The sequence below is a fragment of the Sphingobium estronivorans genome (assembly GCF_008692605.1).
Taxonomy (GTDB): domain Bacteria; phylum Pseudomonadota; class Alphaproteobacteria; order Sphingomonadales; family Sphingomonadaceae; genus Sphingobium; species Sphingobium estronivorans.
This window is the reverse complement of sequence record NZ_LFCT01000004.1, coordinates 35270-50594: the sequence shown is the minus strand read 5'-3', so window position 1 is coordinate 50594 and position 15325 is coordinate 35270. Positions and strand designations below refer to the sequence as shown.

18 protein-coding genes are annotated in these 15325 nt (G+C 64.6%); 15 read left to right on the top strand and 3 right to left on the bottom strand.

Annotation, left to right across the window (positions count from 1 at the left end):
- Positions 1–155: 155 nt before the first annotated feature.
- The 9 genes from F7P65_RS04275 (at position 156) to F7P65_RS04235 (ending at position 8974) form a co-directional block, all read left to right on the top strand.
- Complete coding sequence (locus tag F7P65_RS04275) at positions 156–2846, top strand: Rne/Rng family ribonuclease (protein WP_240334199.1); 2691 nt, start codon at positions 156–158, stop codon at positions 2844–2846.
- A 379-nt stretch (positions 2847–3225) separates the two neighbouring features.
- Positions 3226–4578, top strand: coding sequence for a M48 family metalloprotease (locus tag F7P65_RS04270; RefSeq protein WP_476749601.1), 1353 nt, complete (start codon positions 3226–3228; stop codon positions 4576–4578).
- Entirely contained in the window at positions 4575–5345 is a 771-nt protein-coding gene (locus F7P65_RS04265) for a DsbA family protein (protein ID WP_150290521.1), read from the top strand. Before F7P65_RS04270 ends, F7P65_RS04265 begins: the two co-directional genes overlap by 4 nt.
- Before the next feature lie 133 nt (positions 5346–5478).
- Complete coding sequence (gene rpmH, locus F7P65_RS04260) at positions 5479–5613, top strand: 50S ribosomal protein L34 (protein WP_013848777.1); 135 nt, start codon at positions 5479–5481, stop codon at positions 5611–5613.
- 32 nt (positions 5614–5645) lie between these two features.
- On the top strand, positions 5646–6059 hold the full coding sequence (gene rnpA / locus F7P65_RS04255; protein ID WP_150290520.1) for a ribonuclease P protein component: 414 nt from the start codon (positions 5646–5648) through the stop codon (positions 6057–6059).
- Entirely contained in the window at positions 6056–6268 is a 213-nt protein-coding gene (gene yidD, locus F7P65_RS04250; protein ID WP_150290519.1) for a membrane protein insertion efficiency factor YidD, read from the top strand. The genes rnpA and yidD overlap by 4 nt, the downstream gene beginning before the upstream one ends.
- 35 nt (positions 6269–6303) lie before the next feature.
- Entirely contained in the window at positions 6304–8004 is a 1701-nt protein-coding gene (yidC, locus tag F7P65_RS04245) for a membrane protein insertase YidC (RefSeq protein ID WP_150290518.1), read from the top strand.
- A 13-nt stretch (positions 8005–8017) separates the two neighbouring features.
- Complete coding sequence (yihA, locus tag F7P65_RS04240; RefSeq protein ID WP_150290517.1) at positions 8018–8665, top strand: ribosome biogenesis GTP-binding protein YihA/YsxC; 648 nt, start codon at positions 8018–8020, stop codon at positions 8663–8665.
- Positions 8666–8671: 6 nt separating this feature from the next.
- Positions 8672–8974, top strand: a complete 303-nt coding sequence (locus F7P65_RS04235) for an alkylphosphonate utilization protein (protein WP_150290516.1) — start codon at positions 8672–8674, stop codon at positions 8972–8974.
- On the opposite strand, the gene F7P65_RS04230 is transcribed toward F7P65_RS04235, so the two are convergent.
- Positions 8931–9533, bottom strand: coding sequence for a 2'-5' RNA ligase family protein (locus F7P65_RS04230; protein WP_240334198.1), 603 nt, complete (start codon positions 9531–9533; stop codon positions 8931–8933). The genes F7P65_RS04235 and F7P65_RS04230 overlap by 44 nt on opposite strands.
- Positions 9534–9659: 126 nt before the next feature.
- Between F7P65_RS04230 and F7P65_RS04225 the strand changes: the two genes are divergently transcribed.
- The 4 genes from F7P65_RS04225 to F7P65_RS04210 all read left to right on the top strand — a co-directional run bounded on the left by F7P65_RS04225 (position 9660) and on the right by F7P65_RS04210 (position 12885).
- Positions 9660–10097 carry a pyridoxamine 5'-phosphate oxidase family protein gene (locus tag F7P65_RS04225; protein ID WP_150290514.1) on the top strand — a complete coding sequence of 146 codons (438 nt, stop codon included), beginning with the start codon at positions 9660–9662 and terminating at the stop codon, positions 10095–10097.
- Positions 10094–10522 (top strand): DoxX family protein, encoded by a 429-nt coding sequence (locus tag F7P65_RS04220; RefSeq protein ID WP_205451915.1) that lies wholly within the window; start codon positions 10094–10096, stop codon positions 10520–10522. The genes F7P65_RS04225 and F7P65_RS04220 overlap by 4 nt, the downstream gene beginning before the upstream one ends.
- A 132-nt stretch (positions 10523–10654) precedes the next feature.
- Positions 10655–12703 carry a carbon starvation CstA family protein gene (locus F7P65_RS04215; RefSeq protein ID WP_150290513.1) on the top strand — a complete coding sequence of 683 codons (2049 nt, stop codon included), beginning with the start codon at positions 10655–10657 and terminating at the stop codon, positions 12701–12703.
- The gene (locus F7P65_RS04210; RefSeq protein ID WP_150290512.1) at positions 12700–12885 is read left to right on the top strand and encodes a YbdD/YjiX family protein; all 186 of its coding nucleotides are present in this window, start codon (positions 12700–12702) and stop codon (positions 12883–12885) included. The genes F7P65_RS04215 and F7P65_RS04210 overlap by 4 nt, the downstream gene beginning before the upstream one ends.
- A gap of 160 nt (positions 12886–13045) precedes the next feature.
- On the opposite strand, the gene F7P65_RS04205 is transcribed toward F7P65_RS04210, so the two are convergent.
- Both F7P65_RS04205 and F7P65_RS04200 read right to left on the bottom strand, forming a co-directional pair.
- Entirely contained in the window at positions 13046–13963 is a 918-nt protein-coding gene (locus tag F7P65_RS04205; protein WP_150290511.1) for an XdhC family protein, read from the bottom strand.
- Positions 13964–13975: 12 nt separating this feature from the next.
- Positions 13976–14647: a S24 family peptidase gene (locus F7P65_RS04200; RefSeq protein ID WP_150290510.1), complete on the bottom strand. Its 672-nt coding sequence runs from the start codon at positions 14645–14647 to the stop codon at positions 13976–13978.
- Positions 14648–14762: 115 nt separating this feature from the next.
- Between F7P65_RS04200 and F7P65_RS04195 the strand changes: the two genes are divergently transcribed.
- Together F7P65_RS04195 and F7P65_RS04190 are read left to right on the top strand one after the other, a co-directional pair.
- Entirely contained in the window at positions 14763–14948 is a 186-nt protein-coding gene (locus tag F7P65_RS04195) for a hypothetical protein (RefSeq protein ID WP_150290509.1), read from the top strand.
- Positions 14945–15313 (top strand): hypothetical protein, encoded by a 369-nt coding sequence (locus F7P65_RS04190; RefSeq protein WP_150290508.1) that lies wholly within the window; start codon positions 14945–14947, stop codon positions 15311–15313. The genes F7P65_RS04195 and F7P65_RS04190 overlap by 4 nt, the downstream gene beginning before the upstream one ends.
- The last annotated feature ends 12 nt before the right edge of the window (positions 15314–15325 follow it).

The window sequence follows — 15325 nt, the reverse complement described above, 5'->3', positions numbered from 1 at the left end:
GTTGGTGGTGTCCGGCACATGGTCCGGCCCTGCCCCGGCAGCAGACACGCAGCTTTTTCAACAAAACCGGGCGATGCAGCAACTCGCGCCGCCCCCCTGCTATCGCGTGGCCGCCCGGCCCAGTGCCGCTGGCCGCCCACGCCGGAGAACAATAAATGACAATGCGTATGCTGATCGATGCGCGCCACCGGGAAGAAACCCGGGTCGCGGTCGTCAAGGGTAACCGGATCGAGGAATTCGACTTCGAATCGGCCGAGCACAAGCAGCTCAAGGGCAATATCTACCTCGCCAAGGTTACTCGCGTAGAACCTTCGCTCCAGGCGGCCTTCGTCGATTATGGCGGCAATCGCCACGGTTTCCTTGCTTTCAGCGAAATCCACCCGGACTATTACCAGATCCCGCGCGAGGACCGCGAAGCGCTGCTGCGCGAAGAGCGCGAGCATGCCGAGGAAGAGGCCGCGCTGCGCGCCGACTATGATGATGAAGACGATCATGCCGGCACCTCCGACGGCGGGCTGGAAGTCGTTGAGGCAACCCATCATCATGACGATGAGGAGCATGCCGAAGGCGAAAATGGCGAAGGTGCCGAGAACGGCAACCGGGGTCGTGGTCGTCGCGGCAAGGGCGACGAGGCCGCCGACGAACTGCGCCGCAAGCGCATGGCGCTGCGCCGCCGCTACAAGATTCAGGATGTCATCAAGCGCCGCCAGGTGCTGCTGGTGCAGGTCGTCAAGGAGGAGCGCGGCAACAAGGGCGCGGCACTGACCACCTATCTGTCGCTCGCGGGCCGCTATTGCGTGCTGATGCCGAACACGTCGCATGGCGGCGGGATTTCGCGCAAGATTTCAAACGCTGCCGACCGCAAGCGGTTGAAGTCGATCATCGCGGAGATGGCGTTGCCCTCGACCATGGGCTGCATCGTCCGCACGGCGGGCCTCCAGCGCACCAAGCCGGAGATCAAGCGCGACTTCGATTATCTCGCCCGCCTGTGGGACGAAATCCGCGAAAAGACGCTGAAGTCCGACGCCCCCGCGCTGATCCACAATGACAGCGACCTCATCAAGCGGGCGATCCGCGATATCTACAACAAGGATATCGAGGAAGTCATCGTCGAGGGCGAATATGGCTATAAGGCGGCCAAGGACTTCATGAAGCTGCTGATGCCCAGCCATGCGCGCCGGGTGAAGCAATATGCCGATGCGGTGTCGCTGTTCCAGCGCGCCAGTGTCGAGGATCAGTTGGCGGCGATGTACAATCCCGTCGTGCAGTTGAAATCCGGTGGCTATCTGGTCATCAACCCGACCGAGGCGCTGGTGTCGATCGACATCAACTCGGGCCGGTCGACCCGCGAGCATGGCATCGAGCAGACCGCCGTCGCCACCAACCTCGAAGCCGCCCGCGAAATCGCCCGCCAGTTGCGCCTGCGCGACATGGCTGGCCTTGTCGTCATCGACTTTATCGACATGGAGATGAACTCCAACATCCGGAAGGTCGAGAAGGCGATGAAGGAGGCGCTGAAGGACGATCGCGCCCGCATCCAGGTCGGCCGCATTTCGGGCTTCGGCCTGATGGAAATGAGCCGCCAGCGCCTGCGCACCGGCGTTCTCGAAGCGTCGACCCGCCAGTGCCCGCACTGCGAAGGCACCGGCCTGGTCCGCACCGCTTCGTCGGCGGGCCTGGGCGCGCTGCGCATGCTGGAAGAGGAAGCGGCGCGCGGTCGCGGCTCCCTCATCACGCTGCGGGCGAGCCAGGAAGCGGCCTTCTACGTCCTCAACAACAAGCGCCGCGAACTGGACGAGATCGAAAGCCGCTATGGCGTTCGCATCGCGATCCTGCCCGATGGCGAGATCGAGGGCGCGCGCATGTCGGTCGAGGCCAGCGGACCACGGCCGGAGCGGGTGGTCGACTATACGCCGATCGTCGAGGAAGAGGATGATCTCGATATCGTCGAAGAGCTGGACGAGGAAGAGGTCGAGGAAGTCGAAGCCGCGCATGAGGAACGGGGCGAGCGCGGGGAGGACCGCGAAGGCGGTCGTCGTCGCCGTCGTCGCCGTCGCCGTCGCGGTGGTCAGCGTGACGAGCACGCCGCGGCTCACGCCGAAGGCGAGGCTGGCGAAGACGTCGAAGCCGCAGAGGATGAGGCCGAGGGCGACGAAGGTGAAGCCGAAGCCGCACCGGTGGAGGCTAGCGCCGACGGTGAAGGCGAAGGCCGCCGCCGTGGCCGCCGCGGCCGCCGCGGTGGACGCCGCCGTCGTGAGGCGGAAGGCGTGGCCGAGGAGACCGTGACCGAAGGCTCCGTCGCCAGCGACGAAGCGGTAGAGGCTGTCGAGGTCGAAGCAGCGGTCGCCGAGCCGGTGGCCGAGGCTGCCGAAGCCCCGGTCGAGGAAGAAGCGCCCAAGACGCGCCGCCGCCCCCGCGCCCGCAAGGCCAAGGAAGCCGCTGCCCCCGCCGCCGAGGCTGTCGAGGCGGAGGCTCCGGTCGCAGCGCCGGTCGCGGAGGCTCCCGCCGCCGAAGCCGCTGCCGAGGAGGCACCGGTCAAGCCCAAGCGCACCCGCCGCAAGAAGGTGGAGCCGGTGGCGGAGGAAGCCGCGGCCGCCGAAGCCGGGCCGGTTGCCGAGGAAGCTCCGGCCAAGCCCAAGCGCACACGCCGCAAGAAGGCCGATCCGGTGGTCGAGGAAGCTGCCGTCGCTGCTGCCGAAGCCGCTCCGGCGATCGAGGCTCCCGCCGAAGCGCCTGCGGAAAACGGCGAAGCGATCACGGTGAACGGCGATACCGAAGCGGACGGCGCGACCGAGGATGACGGCACCCCGCGTCGCGGCTGGTGGCAACGCACCTTCGGCCAGTAAAAACGGCTGAAACGCCATGAAAGCGCCGCCGTCTTGCCGGTTTGATCGGCAAGACGGCGGCGCTTTTCTTTTGACGCTGGCGTGAGAATTTTCGGCCATGCACGACCGTCGGCGGAACTCGCCGCAATCGTCACCCTGAACTTGTTTCAGGGTCCATTTCCCTGATTAAGCCGGCGGCGCGGCACGATGGATGCTGAAACCGGTTCAGCATGACGGTATCGGTAATGGCGAGCATCCACCCCAAGCCGCTATTGGACCTTCCGCTCAAAAGGCTCCATAACCCTTTCATTCACCGTTCATCCCGTTCAAGGCATTTACCGTTAGCGATGCAGCCTCATCCCCTGCCCCCAGCCACTTTCGCATGCCGAACCCTTTTCGCATGAAAGCCCGCTGGCTTCGCATCGCCGCGATCGCCATGGCTTCGCTTGCCCTGATGGCGCAACCGGCGGCGGCGCAGCAGATCCTGCGCGACGCGGAAACCGAGGCCTTCATGGCCGACATGTCCGGGCCTTTGGTGAAGGCGGCGGGCATGGACCCGCGCAATGTCCAGGTGCTTGTCATCAACGACCCGGAAATCAACGCCTTCGTCGCGGGCGGCCAATATGTCTGGGTGCATAGCGGCCTGATTGCCGCCGCCGACAATGTGAACCAGGTGCAGGGCGTGGTCGCCCACGAACTCGGCCATATAGAGGGCGGCCATGTCATCCGCTCCGCCGAGGGGATGAAGGAAGCGACCGGCATCACCCTGCTCAGCCTGGTGCTCGGTGCCGCCGCCATCGCGGCGGGCGGCGCGGAAGCCGGCATGGGCATATTGGGCATGGGCCAGTCGGCGGCGATGGGCAAGTTCCTTGCCTTTTCCCGCGCGCAGGAAAGTTCCGCCGACCTTGCCGGCGCACGCTATCTGAGCAAGGCGGGGGTTTCCGGCAAGGGCAGTCTGGAATTCTTCAAGAAACTGCAAAATCAGGAATATCGCCTCGCCATCCCGCAGGATGACAGCTACGGCCGCACCCACCCCTTGTCGGGCGAGCGCATCAATGTGCTGCGCGAGGTCTATTCGGCCGATCCGGCCTGGGACAAGCCGATGGACCCCAAGCTGGAGGCGCGGTTCGAGCGGATCAAGGCGAAGCTGATCGGCTTCGTGTCGGAACCCAATCAGACCCTTATCAAATATCCGGAAAGCGACCAGTCGATCCCGGCGCACTATGCCCGCGCCTATGCCTGGCACAAAAGCGCCTATCCCGACAAGGCGATGAGCGAGGTCGACGCGCTGCTGACCGCTGCGCCGCACGATCCCTATTTTCTGGAGCTTAAGGGTCAGGTGCTGCTGGAAAGCGGCAAGCCCGCCGACGCCATCCCGCCTTTGCGTGAGGCGGTGCAGCTCACCAATCAGCCGTTGATCGCGACGCTGTTGGGCCATGCCCTGATCGCGACCGAGGATGACGCGAACTTCGCCGAGGCGGAGAAGGTGCTGCGCAACGCCATTGCGCGGGATCGGGAAAACCCCTTCGCCTGGTATCAATTGGGCGTCGTCTATGAACATCGCGGCGACATTCCCCGTGCGGCGCTGGCGACGGCGGAGCGCTATTCGATGATGGGGCAGGACCAGATGGCGCTGCGCAGCGCCGACGCCGCGATGCAGGGATTGAAGCCCGGCACGGTTGACTATCTGCGCGCGCAGGATATCGCGATGGTTTCCCGCGCCGCCGTCGAGCAGAAGCGAAAGAAGAAATGACCCATCCCTCGCGCCCCGGCTTTCGCGCGGCGCTTTCCAACAGGACCGTCCTCATGACCCTTGGCGTTTTCGCCTTTATCGCCGCGACCGCGACCGGCGCCGCGCTCGGCACCCAGAGTACCAGCCGCGTCGATGCCACCGACAAGGCGGCGATCGAGCAGATCGTCCACGACTATATCTTGGAACATCCCGAGATCATTCCGCAGGCGGTCGAGAAATTGCAGGCCAAGCGGATGGCGGGCACCATCGAGGCCAGCCGCAAGACCATCGAAACACCCTATGCCGGTGCCTGGGAGGGCGCCGCCGAGGGTGATGTGACGGTGGTGGAGTTTTTCGATTATGCCTGCGGCTATTGCCGGGCGTCGCTGCCCGATCTCGCCCGGCTGGTGGGTGAGGACAAGCGGGTCAAGGTCGTCTATCGCGAGCTGCCGATCCTGTCGGATGCCAGCATCGACGCGGCCAAGGTGTCGCTGCTGGCGGCGGAGAAGAACCAATATATGCCCTATCACCGCGCGCTCTATGCAGCGGGCAAGGTGACGCGGGAAACGATCCTGGCGGCGGCCGCCAAGGTCGGGATCGACGCCAAAGCGGCGCAGGCGGCCATCGCCAGCACCACCTATAATGACGAAATCCAGTCCAATATCGGCCTTGCCCAGAAATTGCAGGCCAGCGGCACGCCGACTTTCGTGATCGGCGATCAGGTGCTGAACGGCGCGGCCGGCTATGATGCGCTGAAGACGGCGGTAGCCTCGGCGCGCGGGAAATAAGCGCCGACACCGCCACCTGCGCCATTGACTCGGGATCGCCTTTTGCCTATCGGACGCCCCCTGACATGCGGCCGCTTGACCAGCGGCCCTTTTTTGTCACGCCCGATTCTTTTAGTTTTTTGAGGAATGAACGATGAAGCGCACCTATCAGCCGAGCAATCTGGTTCGGAAGCGCCGTCACGGTTTCCGCGCTCGCATGGCGACCCCCGGCGGTCGCAACGTGATCCGCGCCCGCCGTTCGCGCGGCCGCAAGAGCCTCAGCGCCTGAACGACGCGCCGCTGACCGGCGCGCCTGCCGTGATGGGCAAGCGCGCTGATTTCCTGGCGGCGAATCGTGGGCGGCGCGCGCCCATGCCCGGCTTTGTCCTGCTGGTGCGCGAACGTGGCGACGGCGATCCGGCGATGCGTTATGGCATCACGGTCACGAAGAAGATTGGCGGCGCTGTCGTCCGTAACCGGATGAAGCGCCGTTTTCGCGTTCTCGCGCGCGAACTGCTGCCGGTCCATGGCGTACCGGGGGCCGACCATGTGCTGATCGGCCGTTCCGAGGGCATCGAGCGCGATTTCGGCCTGCTCCGCTCCGAGATGGAAAAGGCGCTCGGTAAGGTGATGAGCCGCCCGGTCGGCGAAGCGCCGCCGCGAAGGCGCGGTTCCTCCAAGGGACAGCGCAAGGCCCCAGCCAACGCGCCCCCGACAGGCGCGGCAAAGCCATGATCGGCCGCATCCTCATCCTGATCGCGCGCTTCTGGCAACTTGGCCCCTCGCGCATTTTGCCGCCCAGCTGCCGCTATGCCCCCTCCTGTTCCGAATATGCGATTCAGGCGATCCGCAAATATGGTGCGGTGAAGGGTAGCTGGCTGGCCTCGAAGCGGCTAATGCGATGCCACCCATGGGGCGGTTCGGGTTACGACCCGGTCCCCTGACACAGATTTCAAAAGATACGGCGGAGCCGACAAGCGTGGACGACAAGAAGAATATCATCCTGGCGGTGCTGCTGACTGCGGCGATCCTGTTCGGCTGGCCCTATGTCGCCAAGCATTTCTTCCCCGCCAGCCCGCCGGCGACCAAGATCGAGGGTGGGAAGACGACCCCGCTCACTCCCTCGGGCTCCGCCCCGGCCGCCGAAGGCCCCGCCGCGATCCGCGATCTGGCGCTGGTCCTGAAGGACAGCCCGCGCGTGGCGATCCGCACGCCCAAGATCACCGGCTCCATCAACCTGAAGGGCGCGCGCATCGATGACATCGTGCTGCCGACCTACAAGGAAACCATTGCCAAGGATTCGGCCGCGATCCGCCTCTATAGCCCGTCGGGTACGAAGGACGCCTATTTCGCGGGCTTCGGCTGGCAGGGCGAAGGGGTCAAGACGCCCGACAATAACGCCGTGTGGACGGCCTCTGCCAAGGAATTGACCCCGACCAGCCCCGTCACGCTGACGTGGAACAACGGTGCGGGCCAGACCTTCGAAATCCGCTATGCCATCGACGAAAATTACATGATCACGGCGCAGCAGAAGGTGTCGAACAGCGGCACCGGCGCGGTGGGCATCAAGAGCTATGGCTATGTCAGCCGGGCGCATCCCTCCGTCGATCCCGACACCTGGACGATCCATGTCGGTCCGATGGGCGTGTTCAACGGCGCGGCCAATTATGACGTGAATTACAAGGATCTGGCCAAGGGTCCGTCCAGCCAGAGCTTCCAGTCGACCGGCGGCTGGATCGGCTTCACCGACAAATATTGGCTCTCCGCGCTGGTGCCCGACCAGAAGGCCGCCTTCAACGCCCAGATGCGCAAGGGCGACGGCACGCAATATCAGACCGACTTCGCACTGGCGCCGATCATGATCGCGCCGGGTAAGGCAGTGACGCAGACCAACCGCCTGTTCGTCGGCGCCAAGGAAGTGAAGACGCTGCAAGCCTATGAGCGGGCGGGCGTTCCGCTGTTCGACCGCGCCATTGACTGGGGCTGGTTCTACTGGTTCGAACAGCCGATCTTCGCGCTGCTGCACTGGTTGTTCACGGTCATCGGCAATTTTGGCGTGGCGATCATCTGCCTGACCTTCGTGGTCCGTGGCCTGATGTTCCCCGTTGCCCAGCGCCAGTTCGCCAGCATGGCCGCGATGCGCGCCGTGCAGCCCAAGATGAAGGCGCTGCAAGAGAAGCATAAGGACGACAAGCAGAAGCTCCAGCAGGAGATGATGGAGCTGTACAAGAAGGAGAAGGTGAACCCGCTCGCGGGCTGCCTGCCGATCTTCATCCAGATCCCGATCTTCTTCGCGCTGTACAAGGTGTTGCAGCTCACCATCGAAATGCGGCACCAGCCCTTCGTGCTGTGGATCAAGGATCTTTCCGCGCCCGATCCGCTGCACATCGTCAATCTTTTCGGCCTGTTGCCCTTCACGCCGCCTGCCTTCCTCGGCATCGGCCTGCTGGCGCTGCTGCTCGGCATCAGCATGTATTTCCAGTTCAAGCTGAACCCGGCGCAGATGGACCCGATGCAGCAGCAGGTGTTCGCGATCATGCCGTGGATGATGATGTTCATCATGGCACCCTTCGCGGCGGGCCTGCTGGTTTACTGGATCACCAACAACTGCCTGTCGATGTTGCAGCAGTGGTTCCTCTACAAGCGCCACCCGCAGCTGAGCGCGGCGACCGCGAAATAAGGCTGCAAGTGACGTGACTGAACAGGAAACCGCCGAACTGATCGAGGAAGCGCGCAAGGTCTTTGCCGGCCCCATCGCCTTCCTCAAATCCGCGCCCGACCTCAAATTCCTGCCCGACATGGCGGTGAACGAGGTCGCCTTTGCGGGGCGGTCCAATGTCGGCAAGTCCTCGCTGCTGAATGCGCTGACCAACCGCAATGGCCTTGCCCGCACCTCGAACACGCCGGGGCGGACGCAGGAGCTGAACTTCTTCGACGTGGGCGATCCGCTGCGGTTCCGCCTCGTCGACATGCCGGGCTATGGCTATGCCCGCGCGCCCAAGGACATGGTGCGCAAATGGCGTTTCCTGGTGAACGACTATCTGCGCGGGCGGCCGAAGTTGAAGCGGGCCTTGGTGCTGATCGACAGCCGCCATGGCATCAAGGATGTCGATACCGACATTCTCGACATGCTGGACGCGGCGGCGGTCAGCTATCGCATCGTGCTGACCAAGGCCGACAAGGTGAAGGCCAGCCATCTGACCGAGGTGAAGCAAGCCGTCGCCGAGGCGATCCGCAAGCGTCCCGCCGCGCATCCCGACATCATCGCCACGTCGAGCGAGAAGGGCATGGGATTGCCCGAACTGCGCGCCGCCGTGCTGGAAAGCGTGACGCAAGGTTAGGCCGCCATGCCCGACGACGATTATGTCTATGATGAAGCAAGCGGCGAATGGATCAGCGCGGCCGAGGCGGCAGCCAAAGCCGGCGCCGCCGATACGGTCGAGGTCCGCGACGCGGTCGGCAATCTGCTGGCCGATGGCGATCAGGTCACGCTGATCAAGGATCTGGTCGTCAAGGGCGCGGGCCAGACGCTCAAGCGCGGGACGCTGATCAAATCGATCCGGCTGACCGGCGATCCGCAGGAAATCGATTGCCGGCATGAGGGCATCAAGGGGCTGGTGCTGCGCGCGGAGTTCGTGCGCAAGCGCTGAACGCATCGAACAGGTCATATTGCCCGCTGCCGTTCAACCGCCAGGTCGCCAGCGTTTCATGACGGGTGCGGCCGACATGGCTGCACACCAGCATGAACTGGTCGACATGCCAGCTAAAGCCTTCGACCCTCCGCTGTTCCGGCCGGCCGTCGCGGTAGAACAAGGTCTGGTGCGGGCTGAAGCTCCAGCCGGGGCGTGACATCACCCCTGCCCCTTTCATGCCCGCCGCGATCGCCTTCTGAAGCGCGTTCAGCAGCGACACGCCCTGCGAGGGACGCAAGGCGGCGGAGCGATTGCCGATGCTGAGCTGGTCCAGCCGCAGGTCGAAGGGTTCGGCCATCACCCCCGTTCCCGCACGCACCAACGCCTTGATGACGGCATAGGGATAGTCGTCATAATCGCAGGTGATCGCCAGCGTGACATGCTGATGCTCGACGGCGACGCGCCGGACGCCACACGCAATGGTTTCCGCGAAATAATCGGTCTGGCGCGCGATCAGCGGGGCGGGCTTCAGCGCGTAGAACAGGCGGAAGAGGGTCTGGGTGGAACGGTTTTCCACGGCGCTTTCTCCATACGAATCGAGGATATTTGTTCATGATATGTTCTTTTCATGCTCAAGGCGAATCCTCCGGGAGCCGCCAGGGATTTCATGCGTTTGCGCATGATAGGAAAAGGAGAGTGGACGATGATGCAATTGACGCTCGCCAGCCTGGCGGAGAAGATGAAGGACATTGATTTCGCGATGCTGTCGACCCATGCGGACGGCGGCCAGATCGGCGCCCGCCCGATGAGCAACAATCAGGACGTCGCCTATGGAGGCGACAGCTTTTATTTCACCACCGAAGACACGCTGATGGTGAAGGATATAGAGCGCGACCCGCGGGTCGGCCTGTCCTTTCAGGGGCGAACCGGCTTGCTCAAGCAACACCCGCTGTTCATCGCGGTCGAAGGACGCGCCGACCTGATCCGCGACCGCGAAGAATTCGAAGCGCATTGGAACAGCGATTTGCAGGGCTGGTTCCAGGAAGGACCGGACACGCCCGGCCTTGTCATGATAAAGGTCCACGCCGAACGCGCCCATATGTGGGACGGAGAGAATGAGGCGGAACTGGAGCTTGGATGACAATCGACCGCGCGCCGCCGGAAGGCCGGGGAAGACGGATCGCGCGGATGGTTCTGGCGGCGGCCTATGGGTTGGCCGGGGTCGCGCATCTGACCCGGCCCGGCGGTTTCGTCGCGATCACGCCTGACTGGGTGCCCGCGCCGGAACTGGTCGTCGCGCTGACCGGCGCAGCGGAGATTGCGGGCGCCGCTGGATTGATGCTTCCGCCGCTGCGCAAGGCGGCGGGCATCGGGCTGGCGCTCTACGCGCTATGTGTCTGGCCCGCCAATTTCCACCATGCGTTGAGCGACATCGCATTGGGCGGCGTGCATTTGAGCTGGTGGTATCATGGCCCCCGGCTGGCGTTGCAGCCCGTCATCATCTGGTGGGCGTTGTGGGCGAGCGGGACCATGAATTGGCCGTTCCAGTCGGATTCCAGCCGTTAAGCCCGTCATTCCAGCGAAAGCCGGCTGACGATCGCAGGGATGTCTCGACCTTGGCCGATAAGAGACGATTGTCTTTGCATCGCGTGGCCTTACTGTGGCCGCCGTCAGACAGAGAGGCGACCTGAGAGAGCGATGACCCGACATATCCCATGGATTCTGATCGCCATTGTCGGCGCGGCGGCGCTGTCGGTCGTGGCCGTGTCGCGCGGCGAAGCGGTCAATGCACTGTGGATCGTGGTGGCGGCGGTCAGCAGCTTCCTCGTCGCCTATCGCTATTATGCGCTCTACATCGCGCGGACTGTGATGCGACTGGACCCGTCACGGGCCACCCCGGCGATCCGGCGGGCCGATGGGCTGGACTATGTCGCCACTGACCGGACGGTGCTGTTCGGTCATCATTTCGCGGCGATTGCGGGCGCGGGACCGCTGGTGGGACCAGTACTGGCGGCACAGATGGGTTATCTGCCCGGCACGCTCTGGATCATCGCGGGCGTGGTGCTGGCGGGGGCGGTGCAGGACTTCATGGTCCTCTTCATCTCCATGCGTCGCGACGGCAAGTCGCTGGGCGAACTGATCCGCATGGAAATGGGGCAGGTCGCGGGCACCATTGCGCTGTTCGGCGCCTTCATGATCATGATCATCATCCTCGCCGTGCTGGCGCTGATCGTGGTGAAAGCCTTGGCGGAAAGCCCCTGGGGCATGTTCACCGTGGCGGCGACGGTGCCACTGGCGATGGTGATGGGCGCCTATACGCGCTGGATCAGGCCGGGGCGGATCGGCGAAGTGTCGCTGCTGGGGCTGGTCGGGCTGCTGGCGGCGATCATCTATGGGCAGAGCATATCCCTGTCGCCGGTCTGGGGTCCGATCTTCACCTTCACGCCGTTGCAGCTTTGCTGGATCCTGATCGGCTATGGCGCGGTGGCCTCCGTGCTGCCGGTGTGGCTGTTGCTGGCGCCGCGCGATTATCTGTCGACCTTCCTCAAGATCGGGGCGATTGCCGCGCTGGCCATCGGCATCGTCATCATGGCGCCGCCGCTCAAAATGCATGCCGTCACCCAGTTTGCGAACGGCAATGGCCCCGTCTGGTCGGGCGGACTGTTTCCCTTCCTGTTCATCACCATCGCCTGCGGGGCGGTGTCGGGCTTCCATGCACTGATCGCCAGCGGCACCACGCCCAAGCTGATCGCCAGCGAAGCCCATGCGCCGATGATCGGCTATGGCGCGATGCTGATGGAGGCGTTCGTGGCGATCATGGCGCTGGTGGGCGCATCGATCCTCGATCCGGGCGTCTATTTCACGATGAACAGCCCGGCAGCGGTGATCGGCAAGGATGCGGCAAGCGCGGCCGCGGCGGTGACGGCGATGGGCTTCCCGGTCACCCCCGATCTGATCCTGCAAACCGCGAAGGATGTGGGCGAGCACAGCATCATCTCCCGTGCGGGCGGCGCGCCGACCCTGGCTGTGGCGATGGCGGAGATTTTCTCCCATGTCGTGGGCGGTCCGGCGATGAAAGCCTTCTGGTATCATTTCGCCATTCTCTTCGAGGCGCTGTTCATCCTGACCGCGGTGGACGCGGGGACACGCGCCGGGCGCTTCATGTTGCAGGACCTGATCGCGCTGGCGGTGCCGAGTTTCAAGGAGACGAAGAGCATGGCGCCGGGCATCGTCGCCACGGCCCTGACCGTCGCGGCCTGGGGCTTCTTCCTCTATCAGGGCGTCACCGATCCGTTGGGCGGTGTGAACACGCTCTGGCCGGTGTTCGGCATTTCCAATCAGATGCTCGCCGCCATGGCGCTGATGCTGGGGACGGCGGTGCTGTTCCGGATGAAGCAGGACAGGTTCGCCTGGGTCACGATGATCCCGACCGCATGGCTGTTGATCTGCACCCTGTCGGCCGGCTTCCTGAAACTGTTCTCGGCGGATATTGCGGTGGGCTTCCTGGCCCATGCGGCGAAGTTCAGCACGGCGGCGGCCCAGGGCGAAGTGCTGGCGCCCGCCAAGTCGATGGCGGAGATGGAGGCGATCATCTTCAACGACCGGGTCGACGCCGGGCTGGTCGCGATCTTCCTGTTCGTGGTGCTGGCGGTGCTGTTCTTCACCGTCCGCACCTGCCTGGCCGCGCGGAAGGTGGCGGCGCCCACCGCCCGGGAAATCCCGGCGCAACTGGTCCCGGCGGAATGAGCCTGTTTCTCCACCGGCTGCGGCAGATGGCGCGCATGATGGTCGGGATGCCGGACTATGACGCCTATCTGCGGCATATGGCCGAACACCACCCCGAGCGCGCGCCAATGGACCGGATCGCCTTTTTCCGCGAGCGGCAGGAAGCGCGCTATGGCGGGAAAAATGGGGGGAAGTGCTGTTAGAGCGATTCCGAAGCGACCGGAATCGATTGCCGGTTAAGAAATCGCGGTACGACCGATCTAAAGCATCGTGCGAAAAAATGGACACCGGTTTTTCGTAAAAAACGATGCGACACCAAAGGAGGTGAGCAAGCGGCTCGCGTCTGATTGAGCGCAGCTTGCTCTAACGCCGGGCGTTGAAACCCGCGACCATGCCCGCCGCGATGGAAAGGGCGATCTCCGCCGCGCCGACAGCGCCGATGTCCAGTCCGGCGGGGCCGTCGATCCGCGCCAGATCCTCCGCTGAAAAGCCCTCCCCGGCCAGCCGTTCCAGTCGGGCGGCATGGCTTTTGCGCGATCCCAGCGCCGCGATATAGCCCGTGGGCGCGCGCAGCGCCGCCGCCAGGGCCGGATCGTCGATCTTGATGTCGTGGCTCAGCGTCACCACGGCGGTCGATTCACCGGGGGAGCGGGCGGCGACCGCCTCATCGGGCCAGCGGTCGTCCAGCACGACGCCGGGAAACCGCTCCTCCGTCAGAAATCGGCCGCGCGGGTCGATGATGACCGGGGTGACGCCGATGGTCTGGGCGAGCGCGCTCAAGGATTGCGCGATCTGCACCGCGCCCACGATCAACACCCGGCGCGGGGGATCGTAGCGATTGTTGAACCGCCCATCGATGATGCCTTCCCGCGTCACGCCGCTTTCCAGATCGGTCGAGAGGGTGAGCGCCCTGCCCTGCCCGCTTTCCGCCGCGATCCGATCGAACAGCACCGGGTCGAATCCGTCCGCGCCCACCGGCTGGACCAGCACGCTGATCTTCCCGCCGCAGGGCAAGCCCACCGCCCACGCGTCGCCGTCGGCCACGCCATAATGTTCGAGATGCGCCGGACGCCCGGCGATCACCTCGGCGGCGCGTTGCAGCACGTCGGTTTCGACGCAGCCGCCCGAAATGCTGCCTTCGAACCGGCCATCCTCGTGCACGATCATATGACTGCCGCGCGGCCGGGGCGCGGAGCCCCAGGTCGACACCACGGTCGCCAGCGCCATGCGGGCGCCGCGCCATTCGGCAGCCTTGCCGATGACCCCGTCATTGTCGTTCAATGCCTCGCCCTCCTAAATCAAGCGCCGCCCGGTCCATACCACCCGTCCGACGATCACAACCAGCGCCGGGTCGATATCGATCCAGTCGGGATAATGGGGATTGTCGCTGAGGACCGAAAACAGCCCCCGGCGCGGCCCCATCGCCACCCGCTTCACCATCAGCACGCCGTCGAGCCGCAACACATAGACGCCATCGCGCAATCGAGTCGCGTCATCGTCATGATCGACCATGATCTCGTCGCCGTCATTCAGCGTCGGCGCCATGGATTCGCCGTCGACGCGGATGATCGACACCTTCTGCGGCCGCACGCCCAGATGACGCAACCAGTTGGCGTCGAAAGCCATCACCCCGGTCGTCCGCTCATCCTCATCCAGCGATCCCGGCCCCGCCGACGCCCCCAGCGACAGGCGCGGCACGGGCACCACTGCCGGAAGGGAGCGCGTCTTCATCGGCGGGGCGGCGCGGGCTACGGGACCGCCCAGCCTATCCTCCGCCACGCCGAAATAGCGGGCCAGCACGCGGCGGTCTTCCTCATCCAGCTTGCGGGGCGTGCCGCGCTTGATGAACTGCTGGATATAGGCCGGATTGCGATTCAGCAGGCGGGAAAGATCGGCATAATTCTCCCCCCGCTCGGCAATCAGCCGTTCCAGCACGATTCGCGGATCTTCTCCATCACCGATCATGCGTCATCCTTAACGCTAGGATTTTTCCTAGACAAGTAGGAAATAGGGTAAGAGATAGGAATGGACCTGCGGATTCGCACCGGGCGAATCGCATCATGAGAGGAGAAACAGGGGAATGTTGCTTCGCGCCGTCGAGAAATTTCTGCGGGAAAACGGCATTGCGGCGACCAGATTCGGCCGGGAGAGCGTTCGCGATCCGCGTCTGGTGTTCGACCTGCGCAGGGGTCGCGAACCGGGGGCCAGGATGAAAAGACGTGTGGAACATTTCATGAACGAATATCGCAGGAGCGCGGGCCAATGACAAGCATCGACATCAACACAGGCGGCCATAGGCTGCGCAATGGGGGGCGGGCGACGGCGGGGCGCGATCCCCTGCCCCGGCTGCTGGCGCAATTGCTGGAGCGGGCGGGAGCGCCCGTCACGGTGGAGCGGGCCACCAGCCGCCCCTGGGCCAGCGCCCTGTTTCAGGGACGGCGCCATGTCGTCGCGCTTCTCCTCGCCGGTCCCGACGCGGCGGCGCGGCGCGCGGCCTTCATCGCAGGAATCGAGGAGGCGGAATGGAGCCTGACCGGCCATTTCGTCGCCGACATCAGCATCGACGACAACCACGCAACGCCGGGCGGCGAATGGATCGACATATCGGCGCTCACCATCGAGGATTGGTGAGCGGCCTGCTCC